Source organism: Salinarimonas soli (assembly GCF_008386575.1).
Taxonomy (GTDB): Bacteria; Pseudomonadota; Alphaproteobacteria; order Rhizobiales; family Beijerinckiaceae; genus Salinarimonas_A; species Salinarimonas_A soli.
In genome coordinates, this window is sequence record NZ_VUOA01000018.1 from 122157 (window position 1) to 137449 (window position 15293).

Annotated in this window: 14 protein-coding genes; all 14 read left to right on the forward strand. The window is 70.3% G+C overall.

The annotated features are described in order from the left end of the window. Positions 1-362 precede the first annotated feature (362 nt). The 14 genes from F0L46_RS08780 to F0L46_RS08845 all read left to right on the forward strand — a co-directional run bounded on the left by F0L46_RS08780 (position 363) and on the right by F0L46_RS08845 (position 15279). On the forward strand, positions 363-1787 hold the full coding sequence (locus tag F0L46_RS08780) for a carbohydrate porin (RefSeq protein WP_149816738.1): 1425 nt from the start codon (positions 363-365) through the stop codon (positions 1785-1787). A 70-nt stretch (positions 1788-1857) separates the two neighbouring features. Next, the gene (purB, locus tag F0L46_RS08785) at positions 1858-3165 is read left to right on the forward strand and encodes an adenylosuccinate lyase (protein ID WP_149816740.1); all 1308 of its coding nucleotides are present in this window, start codon (positions 1858-1860) and stop codon (positions 3163-3165) included. A 27-nt stretch (positions 3166-3192) separates the two neighbouring features. After that, complete coding sequence (locus F0L46_RS08790; RefSeq protein ID WP_149816741.1) at positions 3193-3606, forward strand: hypothetical protein; 414 nt, start codon at positions 3193-3195, stop codon at positions 3604-3606. Further along, complete coding sequence (locus F0L46_RS08795; RefSeq protein WP_149816743.1) at positions 3606-4160, forward strand: RBBP9/YdeN family alpha/beta hydrolase; 555 nt, start codon at positions 3606-3608, stop codon at positions 4158-4160. Before F0L46_RS08790 ends, F0L46_RS08795 begins: the two co-directional genes overlap by 1 nt. A gap of 104 nt (positions 4161-4264) precedes the next feature. Beyond that, positions 4265-6925, forward strand: coding sequence for a bifunctional diguanylate cyclase/phosphodiesterase (locus tag F0L46_RS08800; RefSeq protein ID WP_149816745.1), 2661 nt, complete (start codon positions 4265-4267; stop codon positions 6923-6925). Between the two features lie 256 nt (positions 6926-7181). Next, positions 7182-7595 (forward strand): 30S ribosomal protein S6, encoded by a 414-nt coding sequence (rpsF, locus tag F0L46_RS08805; RefSeq protein ID WP_149816747.1) that lies wholly within the window; start codon positions 7182-7184, stop codon positions 7593-7595. Positions 7596-7597: 2 nt separating this feature from the next. Further along, positions 7598-7852 (forward strand): 30S ribosomal protein S18, encoded by a 255-nt coding sequence (gene rpsR / locus F0L46_RS08810; RefSeq protein ID WP_149816749.1) that lies wholly within the window; start codon positions 7598-7600, stop codon positions 7850-7852. A gap of 100 nt (positions 7853-7952) precedes the next feature. Beyond that, the gene (locus tag F0L46_RS08815; protein WP_149816750.1) at positions 7953-8933 is read left to right on the forward strand and encodes a DUF2232 domain-containing protein; all 981 of its coding nucleotides are present in this window, start codon (positions 7953-7955) and stop codon (positions 8931-8933) included. A 34-nt stretch (positions 8934-8967) separates the two neighbouring features. Further along, positions 8968-9534: a 50S ribosomal protein L9 gene (gene rplI / locus F0L46_RS08820; RefSeq protein WP_149816752.1), complete on the forward strand. Its 567-nt coding sequence runs from the start codon at positions 8968-8970 to the stop codon at positions 9532-9534. 354 nt (positions 9535-9888) lie between these two features. Beyond that, the gene (locus tag F0L46_RS08825; protein ID WP_149816753.1) at positions 9889-11379 is read left to right on the forward strand and encodes a replicative DNA helicase; all 1491 of its coding nucleotides are present in this window, start codon (positions 9889-9891) and stop codon (positions 11377-11379) included. A 54-nt stretch (positions 11380-11433) separates the two neighbouring features. Beyond that, entirely contained in the window at positions 11434-11901 is a 468-nt protein-coding gene (locus F0L46_RS08830; protein WP_149816754.1) for a DUF29 domain-containing protein, read from the forward strand. Then, positions 11889-13007, forward strand: coding sequence for an alanine racemase (alr, locus tag F0L46_RS08835; protein ID WP_149816755.1), 1119 nt, complete (start codon positions 11889-11891; stop codon positions 13005-13007). Before F0L46_RS08830 ends, alr begins: the two co-directional genes overlap by 13 nt. A gap of 56 nt (positions 13008-13063) precedes the next feature. Further along, positions 13064-14479: a DNA repair protein RadA gene (gene radA, locus F0L46_RS08840; RefSeq protein WP_149816757.1), complete on the forward strand. Its 1416-nt coding sequence runs from the start codon at positions 13064-13066 to the stop codon at positions 14477-14479. A 173-nt stretch (positions 14480-14652) separates the two neighbouring features. Further along, positions 14653-15279, forward strand: coding sequence for a CvpA family protein (locus tag F0L46_RS08845; protein WP_149816758.1), 627 nt, complete (start codon positions 14653-14655; stop codon positions 15277-15279). Positions 15280-15293 lie beyond the last annotated feature (14 nt).

Sequence of the window (15293 nt, forward strand, 5' to 3'; positions counted from 1 at the left end):
GAGCGCGTGGCGCGCCGCGACGCGAGGCCAAACGACAGAAGCCGTCGGTCTTGCCGAGCGCCGCAGTGCTCCCCCCCCCCTTGCGGGGGAGGGCTGGGGTGGGGGGTGACGGCGGCGCCCTATCTGGAGAGGACGCCATCCGAACGGGTGTGACTTCATCTGCGCTACCTCCGCCGTCACCCCCAACCCCTCCCCGCAAGGGGGACGGGCGATGCGTGCCCTATGCGCGAACCCAGCTGTGCCCGGCGCGCCACAACCCGCTCCTGTCGGGGTGCGCGGCGCCATCCTGGCTTGCCCGCCGGGGCTGGGCCGTGATGCTGTCCGGCTGAGCCGCCGCATCGCGCGGCGCCGGTCCGGTCGTCATGCCCTCCTCTCGCCTTCGCGCGCCCTTGGCCGCCTGTCTCGCCGTCCTCGCCACGGGCGCTCTCGCGCAAGCGCCGAACCAGCCCGGGGCCCCCCAGACCTCGGACCAGCCGGCCGCGAACTCGGCCTCGGCTCCTCCCTCGATCCAGTCGTCGCTCGGGCCCGCCGGCGATCCCGGCGGGGTGCGCTCCTTTCTCTCGTCGAAGGGGATCGACTACAGCCTCACATACATCGGCGAGGTGCTGCGCAACGCGCGGGGCGGCTCGCGCACGGGCACGATCGGCCAGGGGCGCTTCGACCTGCAGATCGACGCCGATCTCGACAGGCTGCTCGGCTGGAAGGGCGCGGCCTTCCACACGAACCTCTACCAGATCCACGGCACCGGCCTGTCGCGCTACTACGTGAACAATCTGCTCGTCACGAGCGGGATCGAGGCCCTGCCCTCGACGCGGCTCTACGAGCTGTGGCTCGAGCAAAAGTTCCTTGAGGGGGCCGTCGCGATCCGCGCCGGGCAGCTCGCCGCCGACACCGAATTCTTCGTGAGCCAGACGGCCGGGCTCTTCGTGAACTCCACCTTCGGCTGGCCGGGTTACGCGGGCGCCAACCTGCCCTCCGGCGGCCCGGCCTACCCGCTGGCGACGCCCGGCGTGCGGGTGAAGCTCGCGCCAACCGACGGCGTCACGCTGATGGTCGGCCTGTTCAACGGTGACCCGGCGGGCCCCGCGAACGACATCGATCCGCAGCGGCGCAACCGGCGCGGCACGACGTTTCGCGTGAACGATCCGCCGTTCCTCATCGCGGAGGGCGCCTACGCGTACGGCCTCGGGTCGAAAGACGCGGCGCTGCCAGGCACGGTGAAAGTGGGCTACTGGCACCATTTCGCGCGCTTCGACGCCCAGCGCTACGACGCGCTCGGGCTCTCCCTTGCCGACCCGTCGGGCACCGGCATCGCGCGGCGGCTCCCGGGCAACGACGGCGTCTACGCCATCGTCGACCAGACGCTCTACCGCCCTGCGGGCGCCGCGGACGGCGGCTTGTCGGCCTTCCTCCGGCTGGCCGCGTCCCCCGGCGACCGCAACCTGATCTCGGCCTATGCCGACGCGGGCCTCGCCTATAAGGGCCTGCTGCCCGGGCGCCCGAACGACACGGCCGGGATCGGCGTCGCCTATGCTCGGATCTCGGATGCAGCGAGGGGCCTCGACCGGGACACGATCCTGTTCACCGGCACGCCCGGCATCGTGCGCAGCCGCGAGGCCCTGGTCGAGGTCACCTACCAGGCCGAGGTCGTCCCCGGCTGGACCGTGCAGCCCAACGTCCAGTACATCGCCCGCCCCGGCGGCGGCATCGCCAACCCGCGCGACCCGGACGGGGCTAAGCAGAAGGATGCGGTGGTGTTCGGGGCCCGCACCACGATCCGTTACTGACCATGGCCGACCGCCCCTTGCCTTAATGCGCCCATTCCCCTAGGGGCGGGGATCGCTCAGGAGCCCGCCCATGGTCCCCCGCTATTCCCGCCCCGCCATGACGGCCATCTGGTCGCCCGAGACGAAGTTCCGCATCTGGTTCGAGATCGAGGCGCATGCCACGACGGCGCTGGCGGAGCTCGGCGTGGTGCCGGAGGAGGCGGCGCGGACCGTCTGGGAGAAGGGGTCGCAGGCCGTGTTCGACGTCGAGCGCATCGACGCCATCGAACGCGAGGTGAAGCACGACGTCATCGCCTTCCTGACGCACCTGTCCGAGATCGTCGGCCCGGAGGCGCGCTTCGTCCACCAGGGCATGACGTCCTCGGACGTGCTCGACACCTGCCTCAACGTGCAGCTCACCCGCGCCGCCGATATCCTCATCGCCGACATCGACGCGCTGCTCGCGGCCCTGAAGCGCCGGGCCTTCGAGCACAAGTCCACGCCGACCATCGGCCGCTCCCACGGCATCCACGCCGAGCCCACCACCTTCGGCGTGAAGCTCGCCCAGGCCTATGCCGAGTTCGATCGCTGCCGCGAGCGCATGGTGGCCGCACGCCGCGAGATCGCGACCTGCGCCATCTCGGGCGCTGTGGGCACCTACGCCAACATCGACCCGCGGGTGGAGGAATACGTGGCGCGCAAGATGGAGCTCGCGCCTGAGCCCGTCTCGACGCAGGTCGTCCCCCGCGACCGGCACGCCATGTTCTTTGCGACGCTCGCCGTCGTCGCCTCCTCCATCGAGCGCCTCGCCACCGAGGTGCGCCATCTCCAGCGCACCGAGGTGCTGGAGGCGGAGGAGTTCTTCTCCGAGGGGCAGAAGGGCTCCTCGGCCATGCCCCACAAGCGCAATCCCGTGCTCACCGAGAACCTCACCGGCCTCGCCCGCATGGTGCGCGCCTATTGCATTCCGGCGATGGAGAACGTGGCGCTCTGGCACGAGCGCGACATCTCGCACTCTTCCGTCGAGCGCATGATCGGCCCCGACGCCACGATCACGCTCGACTTCGCGCTCGCACGCCTCACAGGCGTGATCGACAAGCTCGTGGTCTACCCCGAGAACATGCAGAAGAACCTGGATCGCCTCGGCGGCCTGATCCACTCGCAGCGCGTGCTCCTGGCGCTGACCCAGAAGGGCGCCTCCCGCGAGGACGCCTATCGCCTTGTCCAGCGCAACGCGATGCCCGTGTGGCGCGGCCAGGGCGATTTCCTCACCCTGCTCAAGGCGGACCCGGAGGTCCGGGCGCGGCTGTCGGGCGAGGAGCTCGAGGCCCTGTTCGACCTCGGTTATCACCTCAAGCACGTGGACACGATCTTTCGGCGGGTGTTCGGCACGGCGTAGGGCGTCCCGTGGCATGGGACAACGCCCATGCTTCACCCCGCTCTCACGGCTCAGGCCATCCTCTCCGCCGCCCGCGCAGGCCGCTATCTTGCCTTCGCGGACGTTGCAGAGGCGAACGGGGCCGAGTGGCGGCGGGTGCGGCGGCAGATGGGGGCGCATCTCAAGGGCGTGTGCGCTCTCGCGATGGAGCGCGGCGGGCCGATGATCTCGTCGGTCGTGGTGAACCGCCGCCACGTGGCGACTGGTGCCATGGAACCCGAGACGCTTGCGGGCTTCCTGGCCGCGGCGCGCGAGCTCGGATTCACGGTGGAGGACGCCGAGCGGTTCCTGCGCGCCCAGCAGGCCGCCACCCACGCCTTCGCGGCATCGTCTGTGGGTCTCGCGCTCGGCCGTGCGGGGCCGCTCTTTTCCGGGAGCCCGGAAAACCCCACAATGGGCTGATGCGAACGTTCGAGTGCGACATCCTCATCGTCCCGGGTCTCGGCAATTCCGGGCCCGATCATTGGCAGACCCGCTGGGAGCGCCAGCTCTCCACGGCGCGCCGGGTCCGGCAGGCGGATTACGAGCGGCCCCGGCCCCAGCCCTGGATCGAGACCCTGGTGCGGGCCGTGGCGCCCGCGCAACGCCCCGTGGTGCTCGTCGCCCACAGCCTCGGCGTCGTGACTATCGCGGCGGCGGCCGAGCGCCTGGCGGGCACGCGGGTGGCCGGCGCCTTCCTCGTGACCCCGCCCGATCTCGACGACGAGAGCCGGCGTCCTCCCGCCATCGACCCCGGCTTCGCGCCGATGCCGCGCGCGCCCCTGCCCTTCCCGAGCGTTCTCGTGGCGAGCCGGACCGATCCCTATTGCGCTTACGAGCGCGCCGAGGATTTCGCCTTCGCCTGGGGCAGCGCCCTGGTCGACGCGGGCGACGCCGGCCACCTCAACACGGAAAGCGGGCACGGCCCCTGGCCGGAGGGCCTGATGCGCTTTGCAGGGCTGCTGAGGCAGCTCTGAGCCAACGATCGGCGGGCCGGTCGAAAGCGCACCCCGAATTTAACGCAATTTCCACGGGTCTGGGGGAAAGCTCACGCCTTCTCTCCGAGCACCGCCCCAGCCCCATGGTCGGATCTGCTGCCCAAGCCACGCGACCCGGCCGCCTCAGGTCGGCCTCGTCCTTCACCGCGACGGTCTGGACCGGCATCGCGCTGGTCTGCCTCGCCTTGGCGGCGTCGCTCGGCTGGTCGTCCTGGCAGGCGCGGGAACGCGTTCTGGACGCCGCGTCGCATCAGGTGGAGAACCTCGCGTCGGTCCTGAGGGGCCACACCGCCCGCACCTTCGGCGAGATCGACCTTCTCCTGCGCCTCGCGGCCGAGGAGCACGCCGCAGCCCGTGGAGCCTCCCGCTCCTCGTTGGTGAAAGCCGCCCTGAGCGACGGCTCCCGCCTCGTTGCGCTGCGCACGCTCGATCCCCGGTCGGGGCGGCTGATCGACGGCGAGCGGGCGGATGCCGCGGCTCTCGAACGCCTCGACGCGGCTGCGCTCCAAGCGCATGTCGGGATCGCCGCGAACGAGCTTCGCGTCGGCGATCCCGTGCTCGACCGGGAGCACGGGACCTGGATCATCGGCGTGAGCCGCCGCATCCGCGACGCCGGCCGCGGGCTCGACGTGATCGTGGTCGCCGCCGTGGATGCCCGCGTCATGCGCGACGTCTACGAGCGGGTCGACGTAGGCCCCGGCGGCGCCGTGACCCTGTTCAACGCCAACGGCGTGGTCCTGGCGCGGCGGCCGAACGGCGAGAACCGGATCGGGCAGCGCTTCGACCGCCTGCCCCTGTTCCAGGCGCCCTACGCCGCCCAGCAGAGCGGCATCTACACGACCGGCAGCGCCACGATCGACGGAAAGCCGCGCATCGTGGCGTTCCGGCGGTTGGGCGAATTCCCCCTCGTCCTTTCGGCTGCCCTCGCGCTCGACGACGTGCTGGCCCCCTGGTGGCGCGACACCCTGAGCAGCCTCAGCCTCCTTCCGGTCGCCGTCGCGATCCTCGTGGGCTTCGGAGCGCTCCTCGACCGCGAGGCCCGCCGGCGCAGCCAGGCTGAGGCGCAGGCGACGCAGAAGTCGGCCGTGCTCGAGGCGACCCTGGAGAACATGGACCAGGGCATCATGATGATCGACGCCGACCTGAAGGTGCAGGTGCACAACAGCCGCGCCCTGGAGCTCCTGGATCTGCCGGCCGATCTCCTCGCCGGGCGCCCGCATTTCCACGATGTGACCCGCCATCAGTTCGACACGGGCGACTTCGAGAACGCGGACGAAGCCTTCCGCAAATGGGTGGAGGCCGGCGGCATAGCGCTCGCGCACCAATGCTACGAGCGCGAGCGGCCCAACGGCCGGGTGCTCGAGATCCGCACCGTGCCGCTGGAAACCGGCGGGGCCGTGCGCACCTACACGGACGTGACGGCCCGCAAGCAGGCGGAGCGGCGCATCGAGCACATGGCGCGCCACGATGCCCTCACGGGCCTTGCCAACCGGGTGCTCTTCCGCGAGCGGCTGGAGGGGGCCCTCGGACGCTGCGCGGACCGCGGGGAGACGGCCGCCGTCCTCTGCCTCGACCTCGATCAGTTCAAGGCCGTCAACGACACGCTGGGCCACTCGGTGGGCGACGTGCTCCTCAAGGAGGTGGCGGCCCGGATCGTCGAGGCGGTGCGCGCGCGCGACATCGTCGCCAGGCTCGGCGGCGACGAGTTCGCCATCCTCCAGGTCGGGCTCGGCGAGCCCGAAGCCGCCGCAGCCCTCGCCGCACGCCTCGTGGAGGCGCTCGGGCGCTCGTTCATGGTCGACGGCCAGCTCATCAATGTCGGCACGAGCATCGGGATCGCCCTCGCCCCGGCCGACGGTCTCGATCCGGATCTCCTGCTCAAGAACGCCGATCTCGCGCTCTACAAGGCGAAGGCCGACGGACGCGGCACGTTCCGGTTCTTCGAGAGCGCGATGGACAAGGAGGTCCAGAACCGCCGCGCCCTCGAGCTGGACATGCGCGAGGCCATGGCGGCCGGCGAGTTCGAGCTGCACTACCAGCCCCTCCTCGATCTCGCCCGCGACCGGATCGTCGGCTTCGAGGCGCTGGTGCGCTGGAATCATCCCTCCCGCGGGACGATCTCCCCTGGAATCTTCATTCCCGTCGCCGAGGACACGGGCCTCATCGTGCCGCTCGGCGAGTGGGTCCTGCGCGAAGCGTGCGCCGAAGCCGCCCGTTGGCCGGCGGACGTGCGGGTCTCGGTCAACGTCTCGGCCGTTCAGTTCCGCCAGCGCAATCTGGTCCAGCTCGTAATGTCGGCCCTTGCGAGCTCCGGGCTTGCGCCAGGGCGCCTGGAGCTGGAGATCACCGAGTCGGTGCTCATGCAGGAGAGCGAGGCCTCCGTGCGCATCCTCCACCAGCTGCGGGCGCTCGGCGTGCGCATCGCCATGGACGATTTCGGCACGGGTTATTCCAGCTTGAGCTACCTGCGCCGCTTCCCCTTCGACAAGATCAAGATCGACCGCTCGTTCGTGAAGGAGCTCTCGGCCAACCCGGAGAGCACCGCGATCGTGCGCGCCATCGTCAGCCTCGGGCGCAGCCTCGGCATCTCGACGACGGCGGAGGGCGTCGAAACCCACGAGCAGCTGGAGATCGTGCGCGCCGAGGGCTGCACGGAGATCCAGGGCTATCTCCTCAGCCCGCCGCGCCCGGCCCGCGACGCGGTGCCGCTTCTCTTCCGCCAGCACCGCAGCGCGGTGGCCTGAGCGCGTCCGCCCGCGGCTTTCGAGGCCCGGAGCGCCGGTGCCCCTTGCTTTCCGCCGCCAAACCCTCTATGCCGCGCGCTTCGCTCATCCCTTGGCCGGGGGCTGAACGGGCGGCGCTTTGGATTGATCCGGAGCGCAGGACCCCAGGGTCCGTCGCCCGGTGTCTCCGCCTTCGACAACCGCTCGGGCCTTTCGCAGGGCTCGAAGGGCTTGGCGCCGGGGATGAGACGAGTAAGGAACTCGAGAAAGGCCGAACATGCCTCTGTATGAGCACGTGTTCCTGGCGCGGCAGGACATCTCGCCGCAACAGGTCGATACCCTCGTCGAACAGTTCAAGGGGGTCGTCGAGGCGAATGGCGGCTCGGTCGCGAAGACCGAGCTCTGGGGGATGAAGACCCTCGCCTTTCGCATCAAGAAGAACCGCAAGGCGCACTTCACCATGTTCAACATCGAAGCCCCGCACGCCGCGGTGGCCGAGATGGAGCGTCAGATGCGCATCAACGAGGACATCATCCGCTTCATGACCTTGAAGGTCGAGGAGTTCGAGGAAGGTCCGTCCGCGATGATGCAGAAGCGCGATCGGGACGAGCGCAAGGACCGCGAGCGCGGTCGTCGCCGTGACGACGAGGGTGGCGAGTTCGGCGCCCCCGTGACCGGTGAGGAGGCTTGATCATGGCTACTGCTCCCGCAGCCGGCGGCGGCGCCCGCCGCCCCTTCTTCCGCCGCCGCAAGACCTGCCCGTTCTCGGGCGCCGGCGCGCCGAAGATCGACTACAAGGACGTGAAGCTGCTCTCGCGCTACATCTCGGAGCGCGGCAAGATCGTCCCGTCCCGCATTACCGCGGTGTCGGCCAAGAAGCAGCGCGAGCTCGCTCAGGCGATCAAGCGCGCCCGGATCCTGGGCCTCCTGCCCTTCGTGATCCGCTAGGAACCCCGGGCCGCGCCTCTCTGGCGCGGCCCTCCTCAGACGCTGGGACGGACGCGATCCGCCCCTAACCCTGCGGCATGGCAGCGGGACAGCGGGATCCATGAATTTCCTATCCGTCGGCATCGGCGCGGGGCTGGTCTCCGCACTCCTGATCGCGGTGCTCGCCAAGGGCACGCCGCTCGCGCTGCTGCTGTTCCTCCTCGCTCCCGTTCCCGTGCTCATCGCCGCGCTCGGCTGGAACCACCGGGCGGGCCTCGTCGCGACCGCCGTGGGCGGCACCGCCATCGCGCTCGTGTCGGGTCCGGCGGAGGGCTTCGGCTACGTGCTCGGCACCGCGCTGCCGGCTTGGTGGCTCGCTTATCTGGCCCTGCTGGGGCGCGGGGACGCGGCGGGGGTCGTCGAGTGGTATCCCACCGGCCGCCTCCTGGCCTGGATCGCCGGCACCGCCGCCCTGACGCTGCTCGCCGCCGCCCTCGTGTCCACGGGCAGCTACGATGCGTTCCAGGAAAACTCCCGCCAGATCGCCGAGCTGTTCGTGCGGGCGCAGACGAACACGCCGCGCGGGACGCCGATTCCGAATGTCGGGGACATTCCGGCGAGCGTGATCATCGACCGCTTCGCCAACGCGGCGCCGATCTTCGCGGCGCAGGGCTTCACGCTCATCCTGGCCTTCTACGTGTGGCTCGGGGCGAAGGTCGTCGCGATGTCGGGGCGCCTGCCCCGCCCATGGCCGCCTCTGCCCGAGACCCTGATGCCGCGCATGGTGCTCGCCATCCTGGCGGGCGCAGTGCTGCTCGCCAATCTCGGCGGCTTCGTCGCGGTGTTCGGGCTGGCGCTCGCGGGCGCCATCACCATGGCCTTCGCGCTCCAGGGGCTCGCCGGGCTCCACGACGTCACCCGCGGCCGTTCCGGGCGCGTCGCAATCCTGTCGATCGCCTATCTCCTCCTCTTCATGTCGCAGGGGCTCGTGCTCGGGCCTCTGTTCCTCTTCGGGATCGCCGACACGGCACTCGGCCTGCGCCGGCGCCTCCGGGCGCGCCCGGCGTCAGGCCCACCCGCCGGCCCGACACCCCTTGCCTGAACCGTCTTCCACATCACCTGAAAGGACCAGTCCCATGGAAGTCATCCTCCTCGAACGCGTGGCCAAGCTCGGCCAGATGGGTGAGACCGTGCGCGTGCGCGACGGCTTCGCCCGCAACTTCCTCCTGCCGCGCGGCAAGGCCCTGCGCGCCACGAAGGACAACAAGGAGCGCTTCGAGCAGCAGCGCGCCCAGCTCGAGGCCCGCAACCTCGAGCGTAAGTCCGAGGCACAGGGCGTTGCCGAGAAGCTGCAGGGTAAGAGCTTCGTGGTGATCCGCCAGGCCGGCGAGTCGGGCGTGCTCTACGGCTCGGTCTCGACCCGCGACATGGCCGAGACGATCTCGAAGGAGGGCTTCTCGATCGATCGCCAGCAGGTGGTGCTCAACCTGCCGATCAAGACGCTCGGCGTCCACACGGTGCCCGTCGCCCTCCACCCGGAGGTCGAGGTGACGGTGTCGATCAACGTCGCCCGCAGCCCCGATGAGGCCGAGCGCCAGGCTCGCGGCGAGAGCGTCTCGACCCGCGAGGAGATGAACCTCGACGATCTCGGCCTCGAGGTCGGCGCCGCGCTCGCCGACGCCGGCGACGACGACGACCGCTGAGCCGCACGGCTCCGCGCCTGTCACCCGACGCTCCCGGCCGGACACGGCCGGGAGCGTTTTCGTGTGCGGACGGGCCCCCTCCGCCCAAGCTTCAAGCTTGAGCGCGTTCCCTATCCGTTCTAGACTTCGCGCTCCCGGTCGGCCACGATCGGGAGTGCTGTCGTTCTTGAGGTCCGGTTAACGATCCCGCTCTAGCGGTGAGAGGTGTGCGGCGTCCCGGCGCATCCGATTCGGCCTGTGTGAATCGGGGATTGCGGGGGTCGCACGCCGCGGCACCGTCGCGGCAACGGTTTCGGCATGAAGAGTCGAATCCGACCGACACTCGCGAATCGACCGTCGAAGCTGGAGCTCGCCATGGCGTCGAATGCCCTGATCGCCCGCCTGGAAAAGTCCGTTGCGGAGTTTCGCAGCGCGCCGAGCAACAACGACGCCGAGACGGCGCTCCTCGGCGCCCTGCTCGTCAACAACGACGCGTTCTATCGCGTCGCGGACTTCCTGGAGGCGCAGCACTTCCACAACGAGCACCACCGGCGGATCTTCGAGACCATCGTGGCGCTCATCAAGGCCGGCAAGGTCGCGACCCCCATCACCCTCAAGACCCACCTGGGCGAGGGCGACGTGGGGGGCATCCCGATGTACCAGTACCTCATCCGGCTCGCCGGTGAGGCGACCACGATCATCAACGCCGAGGATTACGGACGCACGATCTACGACCTCGCGATCCGCCGGAACCTGATCAAGATCGGCGAGGAGATGGTCAACGTCGCCTACGACGCGCCGATGGAGACCACCCCGCGCGACCAGATCGAGGTGGCCGAGAAGAAGCTCTACGAGCTCGCCGAGAGCGGGCGCTACGACGGCGGCTTCCAGACCTTCAACACGGCGCTCACCGCCGCCCTCGACATGGCCGCCAAGGCCTACGAGCGCGACGGGCAGCTCTCGGGCGTGGCGACAGGCCTGCACGACCTCGACCGCATGATGGGCGGCCTCCAGCCCTCCGACCTCATCATCATCGCGGGGCGCCCGGCCATGGGCAAGACCTCGCTCGTGACCAACATCGCCTTCAACGTCGCCAAGGCCTACCGGGGCGAAAAGCGGCCGGACGGCTCGACGGAAACAGTGAACGGCGGCATCGTCGGCTTCTTCTCGTGCGAGATGTCGGCCGAGCAGCTCGCCACCCGCATCATCGCCGAGCAATCGGGTATCCCCTCCTACAAGATCCGCCGCGGCGACATTCGCGAGGACGAGTTCCACAAGGTCTCGGACGCCGTGCGGGAGATGCAGACGGTGCCCTTCTACATCGACCAGACCGGCGGCTTGTCCATCGCGGGCCTCACCGCCCGGGCCCGCCGCCTCAAGCGCCAGCGCGGCCTCGACCTCCTGGTCGTCGACTATCTCCAGCTGCTGTCGGGCTCCTCGAAGAAGGGCGAGAACCGGGTACAGGAGCTCACCGAGATCACCACGGGCCTCAAGGCGCTCGCCAAGGAGCTCTCGGTGCCGCTCATCGCCCTCTCCCAGCTCTCGCGTCAGGTGGAATCGCGCGACGACAAGCGGCCGCAGCTCTCGGACCTGCGTGAGTCGGGCTCCATCGAGCAGGACGCCGACGTAGTGATGTTCGTGTACCGCGAGGAGTACTACCTCAAGAACAAGGAGCCGAAGCCCGGCACCGAGGAGCACTTCAAGTGGCAGACCGAGATGGACCAGGCTCACGGCAAGGCCGAGGTCATCATCGGCAAGCAGCGCCACGGCCCCACCGGCACCGTCCAGCTCGCCTTCCAGGCCGACGTGACCCGGTTCACCAACCTCGCCGACGAAGACAAGATGCCCGAGCGCATGGGGGATTGAGGGCTGGGGCCCCGCCCCGGCCTGCGCTATGCTGGCGGGCCGATGGAGACCCCCATGTCCTTCGCCAAGCACCCGAAGCCCCAGCCCGCCCCGGCGGCCTACGAGGAGGACGCCTATACGTGGGCGCTCGAGCAGGCGGCCCTCCTGCGCGCGGGGCGCTTCGAGGCGATCGATGTGGAAAATATTGCGGAGGAGATCGAGACGGTGGGGCGGTCGGAGTTCGCGCGGCTGCGGAGCAGCTTCCGGATCATCATGCTCCACCTCTTGAAACGGGATCGTCAGCCCGAGCGGCGCAGCCGATCGTGGGTGTCCTCGATCCTGACCCATCGGCTCGACGCGGCCGAGACGCTCGCAGAGAATCCTGGCCTGAAAAGCCGCGTCTCCGAGGCCCTCGCCGGTGCCTATGCCCGCGCCCGCATCGAGGCGATCGCCGAGACGGGGCTCCCGGAGGGCGCCCTTCCTGAGACCTGCCCCTACGACCTCGACGCTGTGATGACCCGCGAGATCCAATGGGCGCCTTGAGCGGAGGCGCGATCCTCACCATCGATCTCGGAGCGCTTGCGGACAACTGGCGGACGCTCCGCGACCGGTCCGGCGGAGCCGAGTGCGCGGCGGTCGTGAAGGCCGACGCCTATGGCCTTGGCATCGAGCCCGCGGCGGCCGCCCTCGCCGCCGCCGGCTGCCGCACGTTCTTCGTCGCCCATCTGTCCGAGGCACGCCGGGTCCGGCATGCCTGCGCCGACGCCACGATCTATGTGCTCAATGGCCTCCTGCCGGGGAGCGAGGGCGCGTTCCTGCCCGACGGCATCCGCCCGGTGCTGGGCTCACCCGAAGAAATCGTCGACTGGGCGGCGTTCTGCCGGGCGCAAGGAAAGCGGCTGCCGGCGGCGATCCACATTGACACGGGGATGAACCGCCTGGGGCTGCCGGTCGCAGACGCCTTTGATCTCGCGGCGGACCCTATTTTGGCAGACTTCAAGCCCGCTCTCCTCATGAGCCACCTCGTCGCTGCCGAGGACACCGCGAACCCCGTCACCGCCCGGCAGGTCGCCGACTTCGAGCGCGTGCGTGGCGCGTTTCTCGGGGTTCCCGCCTCGCTCGCCAACTCCTCCGGCATCCTCCACGACGGCGTGCCCGGCTACGACCTCGTGCGGGCGGGCTTCGCGCTCTATGGCGGCAACCCGACGCCGGGGCGGGACAACCCCATGGGGCCCGTGGTGCGGCTGGAGGCCGGGATCGTGCAGTTGCGCGACGTCTCAGACGGCGAGGCCGTGGGCTATAACGGCACCTGGACGGCTCGGGGCCCGCGGCGGCTCGCGACCCTCTCGATCGGCTACGCGGACGGCTATTCCCGCGCCGCAAGCGTGACCGATTCGGACGGCGGCACCCCTCGCGGGCAAGCGATCGTGGCGGGACGGCGCTGCCCCTTCGCGGGCCGCGTCTCGATGGACCTCATCATCCTCGACGTCACCGACGTGCCGCGCGACGCGGTGAAGCGCGGTGACCGGGCGGTCCTGATCGGCGACGATCTCACCATCGACGAGGTCGGGGCGCGGGCCGGCACCATCGGTTACGAGGTCCTGACGTCCCTGGGGAAACGCTACGACCGGCGCTATGTCGGGGGGTGAAATCCGCCTCGTTTGTTCCTATTTTGTGCTTTCCCGCTCCCCTCGCCGAAAATCCGATGGCCAAGAACTCAGCCACCTTCGTCTGCCAGTCCTGCGGGGCGGTCTACAATCGCTGGAAAGGCAAGTGCGAGGCCTGCGGCGGGTGGAACACGGTCGTCGAGGAGACGGGCGGCGCCCACCCGATGGCGGGCCCCGTCGCCACCAGGCCGTCGCGCGCCAAAGGCCGGATCTTCCCTCTCGAGGGGCTCACGGGCGAGATCAAGGAGGCGCCGCGCACCGCCGCCGGAATGCCCGAGCTCGACCGGGTGACGGGCGGCGGCTTCGTGAAGGGCTCGGTGATCCTGATCGGCGGCGACCCCGGCATCGGCAAGTCCACCCTCCTGATGCAGGCCTCCGCGGCGCTGGCGAAGGGCGGACACCGCGTCGCCTACATCTCCGGCGAGGAAGCGGTGGCGCAGGTGCGCCTGCGGGCCGAGCGGCTGGGCCTCGCCGACGCTCCCGTGGAGCTCGCCGCGGAGACGAACGTCGAGGACATCATCGCCACCTTGAGCCAGGGCCGCCCGCCCGCGCTCGCCGTGATCGACTCGATCCAGACCATGTGGACCGAGACCGTGGAATCGGCGCCCGGCACCGTGACCCAGGTGCGCGGCAGCGCCCAGGCCCTGATCCGCTTCGCCAAGACGAGCGGCACGGCGGTGATCCTGGTGGGCCACGTCACGAAGGACGGCCAGATCGCCGGGCCGCGCGTGGTGGAGCACATGGTGGACGCGGTGGTGTCCTTCGAGGGCGACCAGGGGCACCATTTCCGCATCCTGCGCGCGGTGAAGAACCGTTTCGGCCCCACCGACGAGATCGGCGTGTTCGAGATGTCGGACAAGGGCCTGCGGGAGGTGTCGAACCCCTCTGCCCTGTTCCTCGCCGGACGCGATCTCGCGGCGCCGGGCACCGCCGTGTTCGCCGGCATGGAGGGCACGCGGCCGCTCCTCGTCGAGATCCAGGCTCTCGTCGCCCCGTCCCCGCTCGGCACCCCGCGCCGCGCGGTCGTGGGCTGGGACTCGAACCGGCTCGCCATGGTGGTCGCGGTGCTGGAGGCCCATGCGGGCCTGCGGCTCGGCATGCACGACATCTATCTCAACGTGGCGGGCGGCTTGCGCATCACCGAGCCCGCGGCCGACCTCGCCGCGGCGGCGGCCCTCGTCTCGTCGCTCTCAGGCTCGCCGCTCTCGTCCGACGCCGTCTATTTCGGCGAGATCGGGCTGTCGGGCTCCATCCGCCCGGTGGCGCAGGCGCCCGCCCGGCTCAAGGAGGCCGCCAAGCTCGGCTTCACCCGCGCCGTCTCGCCCTCGAGCCGCGACAAGGCCGACCAGCCGGGATTGTCGGTCGGATCCATCGGCCACATCACGGACATGGTGGCCAACATCGCGGCCGGCTCGCCCCGGCGGAAGGCCGTCGCGGGGCGCCGGGAGGGCTAGAGCCGGGAGCCGCCGCGGGCGCGGCTCCGAGGCTTGGAATCCCCCACCTGTGACCTGCAAGCGCCACCCCGCGCATACGACGCCGAGACGGGTGACGGGGGGCGCGGGGCAAGGTATACGTCGCGGGCTGCGGCGGTCCTGCCGCTGGGTTCGCCACCTCTCGCCGGTCCTCCATGCCCGTCTCGGTTCTCGATCTTGCCGTTCTCGGCGTCGTGCTCGTCTCCGCCTTGCTAGCAGCGGTGCGGGGCTTCACCCGCGAGGTCCTCGCGATCGCCGCCTGGGGCACCGCGGCCGCGGCGGCCTGGTTCCTGCACCCGGCGGCCCTGCCCCTGGCGCAGCAATATGTGGGCAGCAAGACCGTGGCGCTCGCGGCGGCGATCGGCGGCATCTTCATCCTCACCCTGATCGTCGTCTCGATCATCACGGTGAAGATCTCCGACCTCATCCTCGATTCCCGCATCGGCGCGCTCGACCGGACGCTGGGCTTCGGCTTCGGCGCGGCGCGCGGCTTCCTGATCTGCGTCATCGGCTGGGTGTTCCTGGCCTGGCTCGTTCAGGGCAAGATGCCCGAATGGGCCTCCGCGGCCCGCACCCGGCCCGTGCTGGAGAACTCCGGCAACTCCCTCATCGCCATGCTGCCCGACGATCCCGAAGGGCTGCTGCGCCAGTTCCGCAAGCCTCGCAACGAGGGCGACCCGGCGGAGCCGCCGGCCGAGGAGCCGAGGACCGCGCCCGCTCCGCAGCGACGCACCGACGCACCCCGCGCCACGGCTCCTGCGGCCGCCCCCGCCGCAAGGTAAGGAGAAGGCCCGAT

What these genes read in the sequence shown, in the direction of transcription:
- F0L46_RS08825 (WP_149816753.1), top strand. Translation starts at nt 9,889, where the DNA reads ATGGCGTCGAATGCCCTGATCGCCCGCCTGGAAAAGTCCGTTGCGGAG.
- rplI (WP_149816752.1), top strand. Translation starts at nt 8,968, where the DNA reads ATGGAAGTCATCCTCCTCGAACGCGTGGCCAAGCTCGGCCAGATGGGT.
- F0L46_RS08830 (WP_149816754.1), top strand. Translation starts at nt 11,434, where the DNA reads ATGTCCTTCGCCAAGCACCCGAAGCCCCAGCCCGCCCCGGCGGCCTAC.
- F0L46_RS08800 (WP_149816745.1), top strand. Translation starts at nt 4,265, where the DNA reads ATGGTCGGATCTGCTGCCCAAGCCACGCGACCCGGCCGCCTCAGGTCG.
- alr (WP_149816755.1), top strand. Translation starts at nt 11,889, where the DNA reads ATGGGCGCCTTGAGCGGAGGCGCGATCCTCACCATCGATCTCGGAGCG.
- F0L46_RS08815 (WP_149816750.1), top strand. Translation starts at nt 7,953, where the DNA reads ATGAATTTCCTATCCGTCGGCATCGGCGCGGGGCTGGTCTCCGCACTC.
- rpsR (WP_149816749.1), top strand. Translation starts at nt 7,598, where the DNA reads ATGGCTACTGCTCCCGCAGCCGGCGGCGGCGCCCGCCGCCCCTTCTTC.
- purB (WP_149816740.1), top strand. Translation starts at nt 1,858, where the DNA reads ATGGTCCCCCGCTATTCCCGCCCCGCCATGACGGCCATCTGGTCGCCC.
- F0L46_RS08790 (WP_149816741.1), top strand. Translation starts at nt 3,193, where the DNA reads ATGCTTCACCCCGCTCTCACGGCTCAGGCCATCCTCTCCGCCGCCCGC.
- F0L46_RS08795 (WP_149816743.1), top strand. Translation starts at nt 3,606, where the DNA reads ATGCGAACGTTCGAGTGCGACATCCTCATCGTCCCGGGTCTCGGCAAT.
- F0L46_RS08845 (WP_149816758.1), top strand. Translation starts at nt 14,653, where the DNA reads ATGCCCGTCTCGGTTCTCGATCTTGCCGTTCTCGGCGTCGTGCTCGTC.
- radA (WP_149816757.1), top strand. Translation starts at nt 13,064, where the DNA reads ATGGCCAAGAACTCAGCCACCTTCGTCTGCCAGTCCTGCGGGGCGGTC.
- rpsF (WP_149816747.1), top strand. Translation starts at nt 7,182, where the DNA reads ATGCCTCTGTATGAGCACGTGTTCCTGGCGCGGCAGGACATCTCGCCG.
- F0L46_RS08780 (WP_149816738.1), top strand. Translation starts at nt 363, where the DNA reads ATGCCCTCCTCTCGCCTTCGCGCGCCCTTGGCCGCCTGTCTCGCCGTC.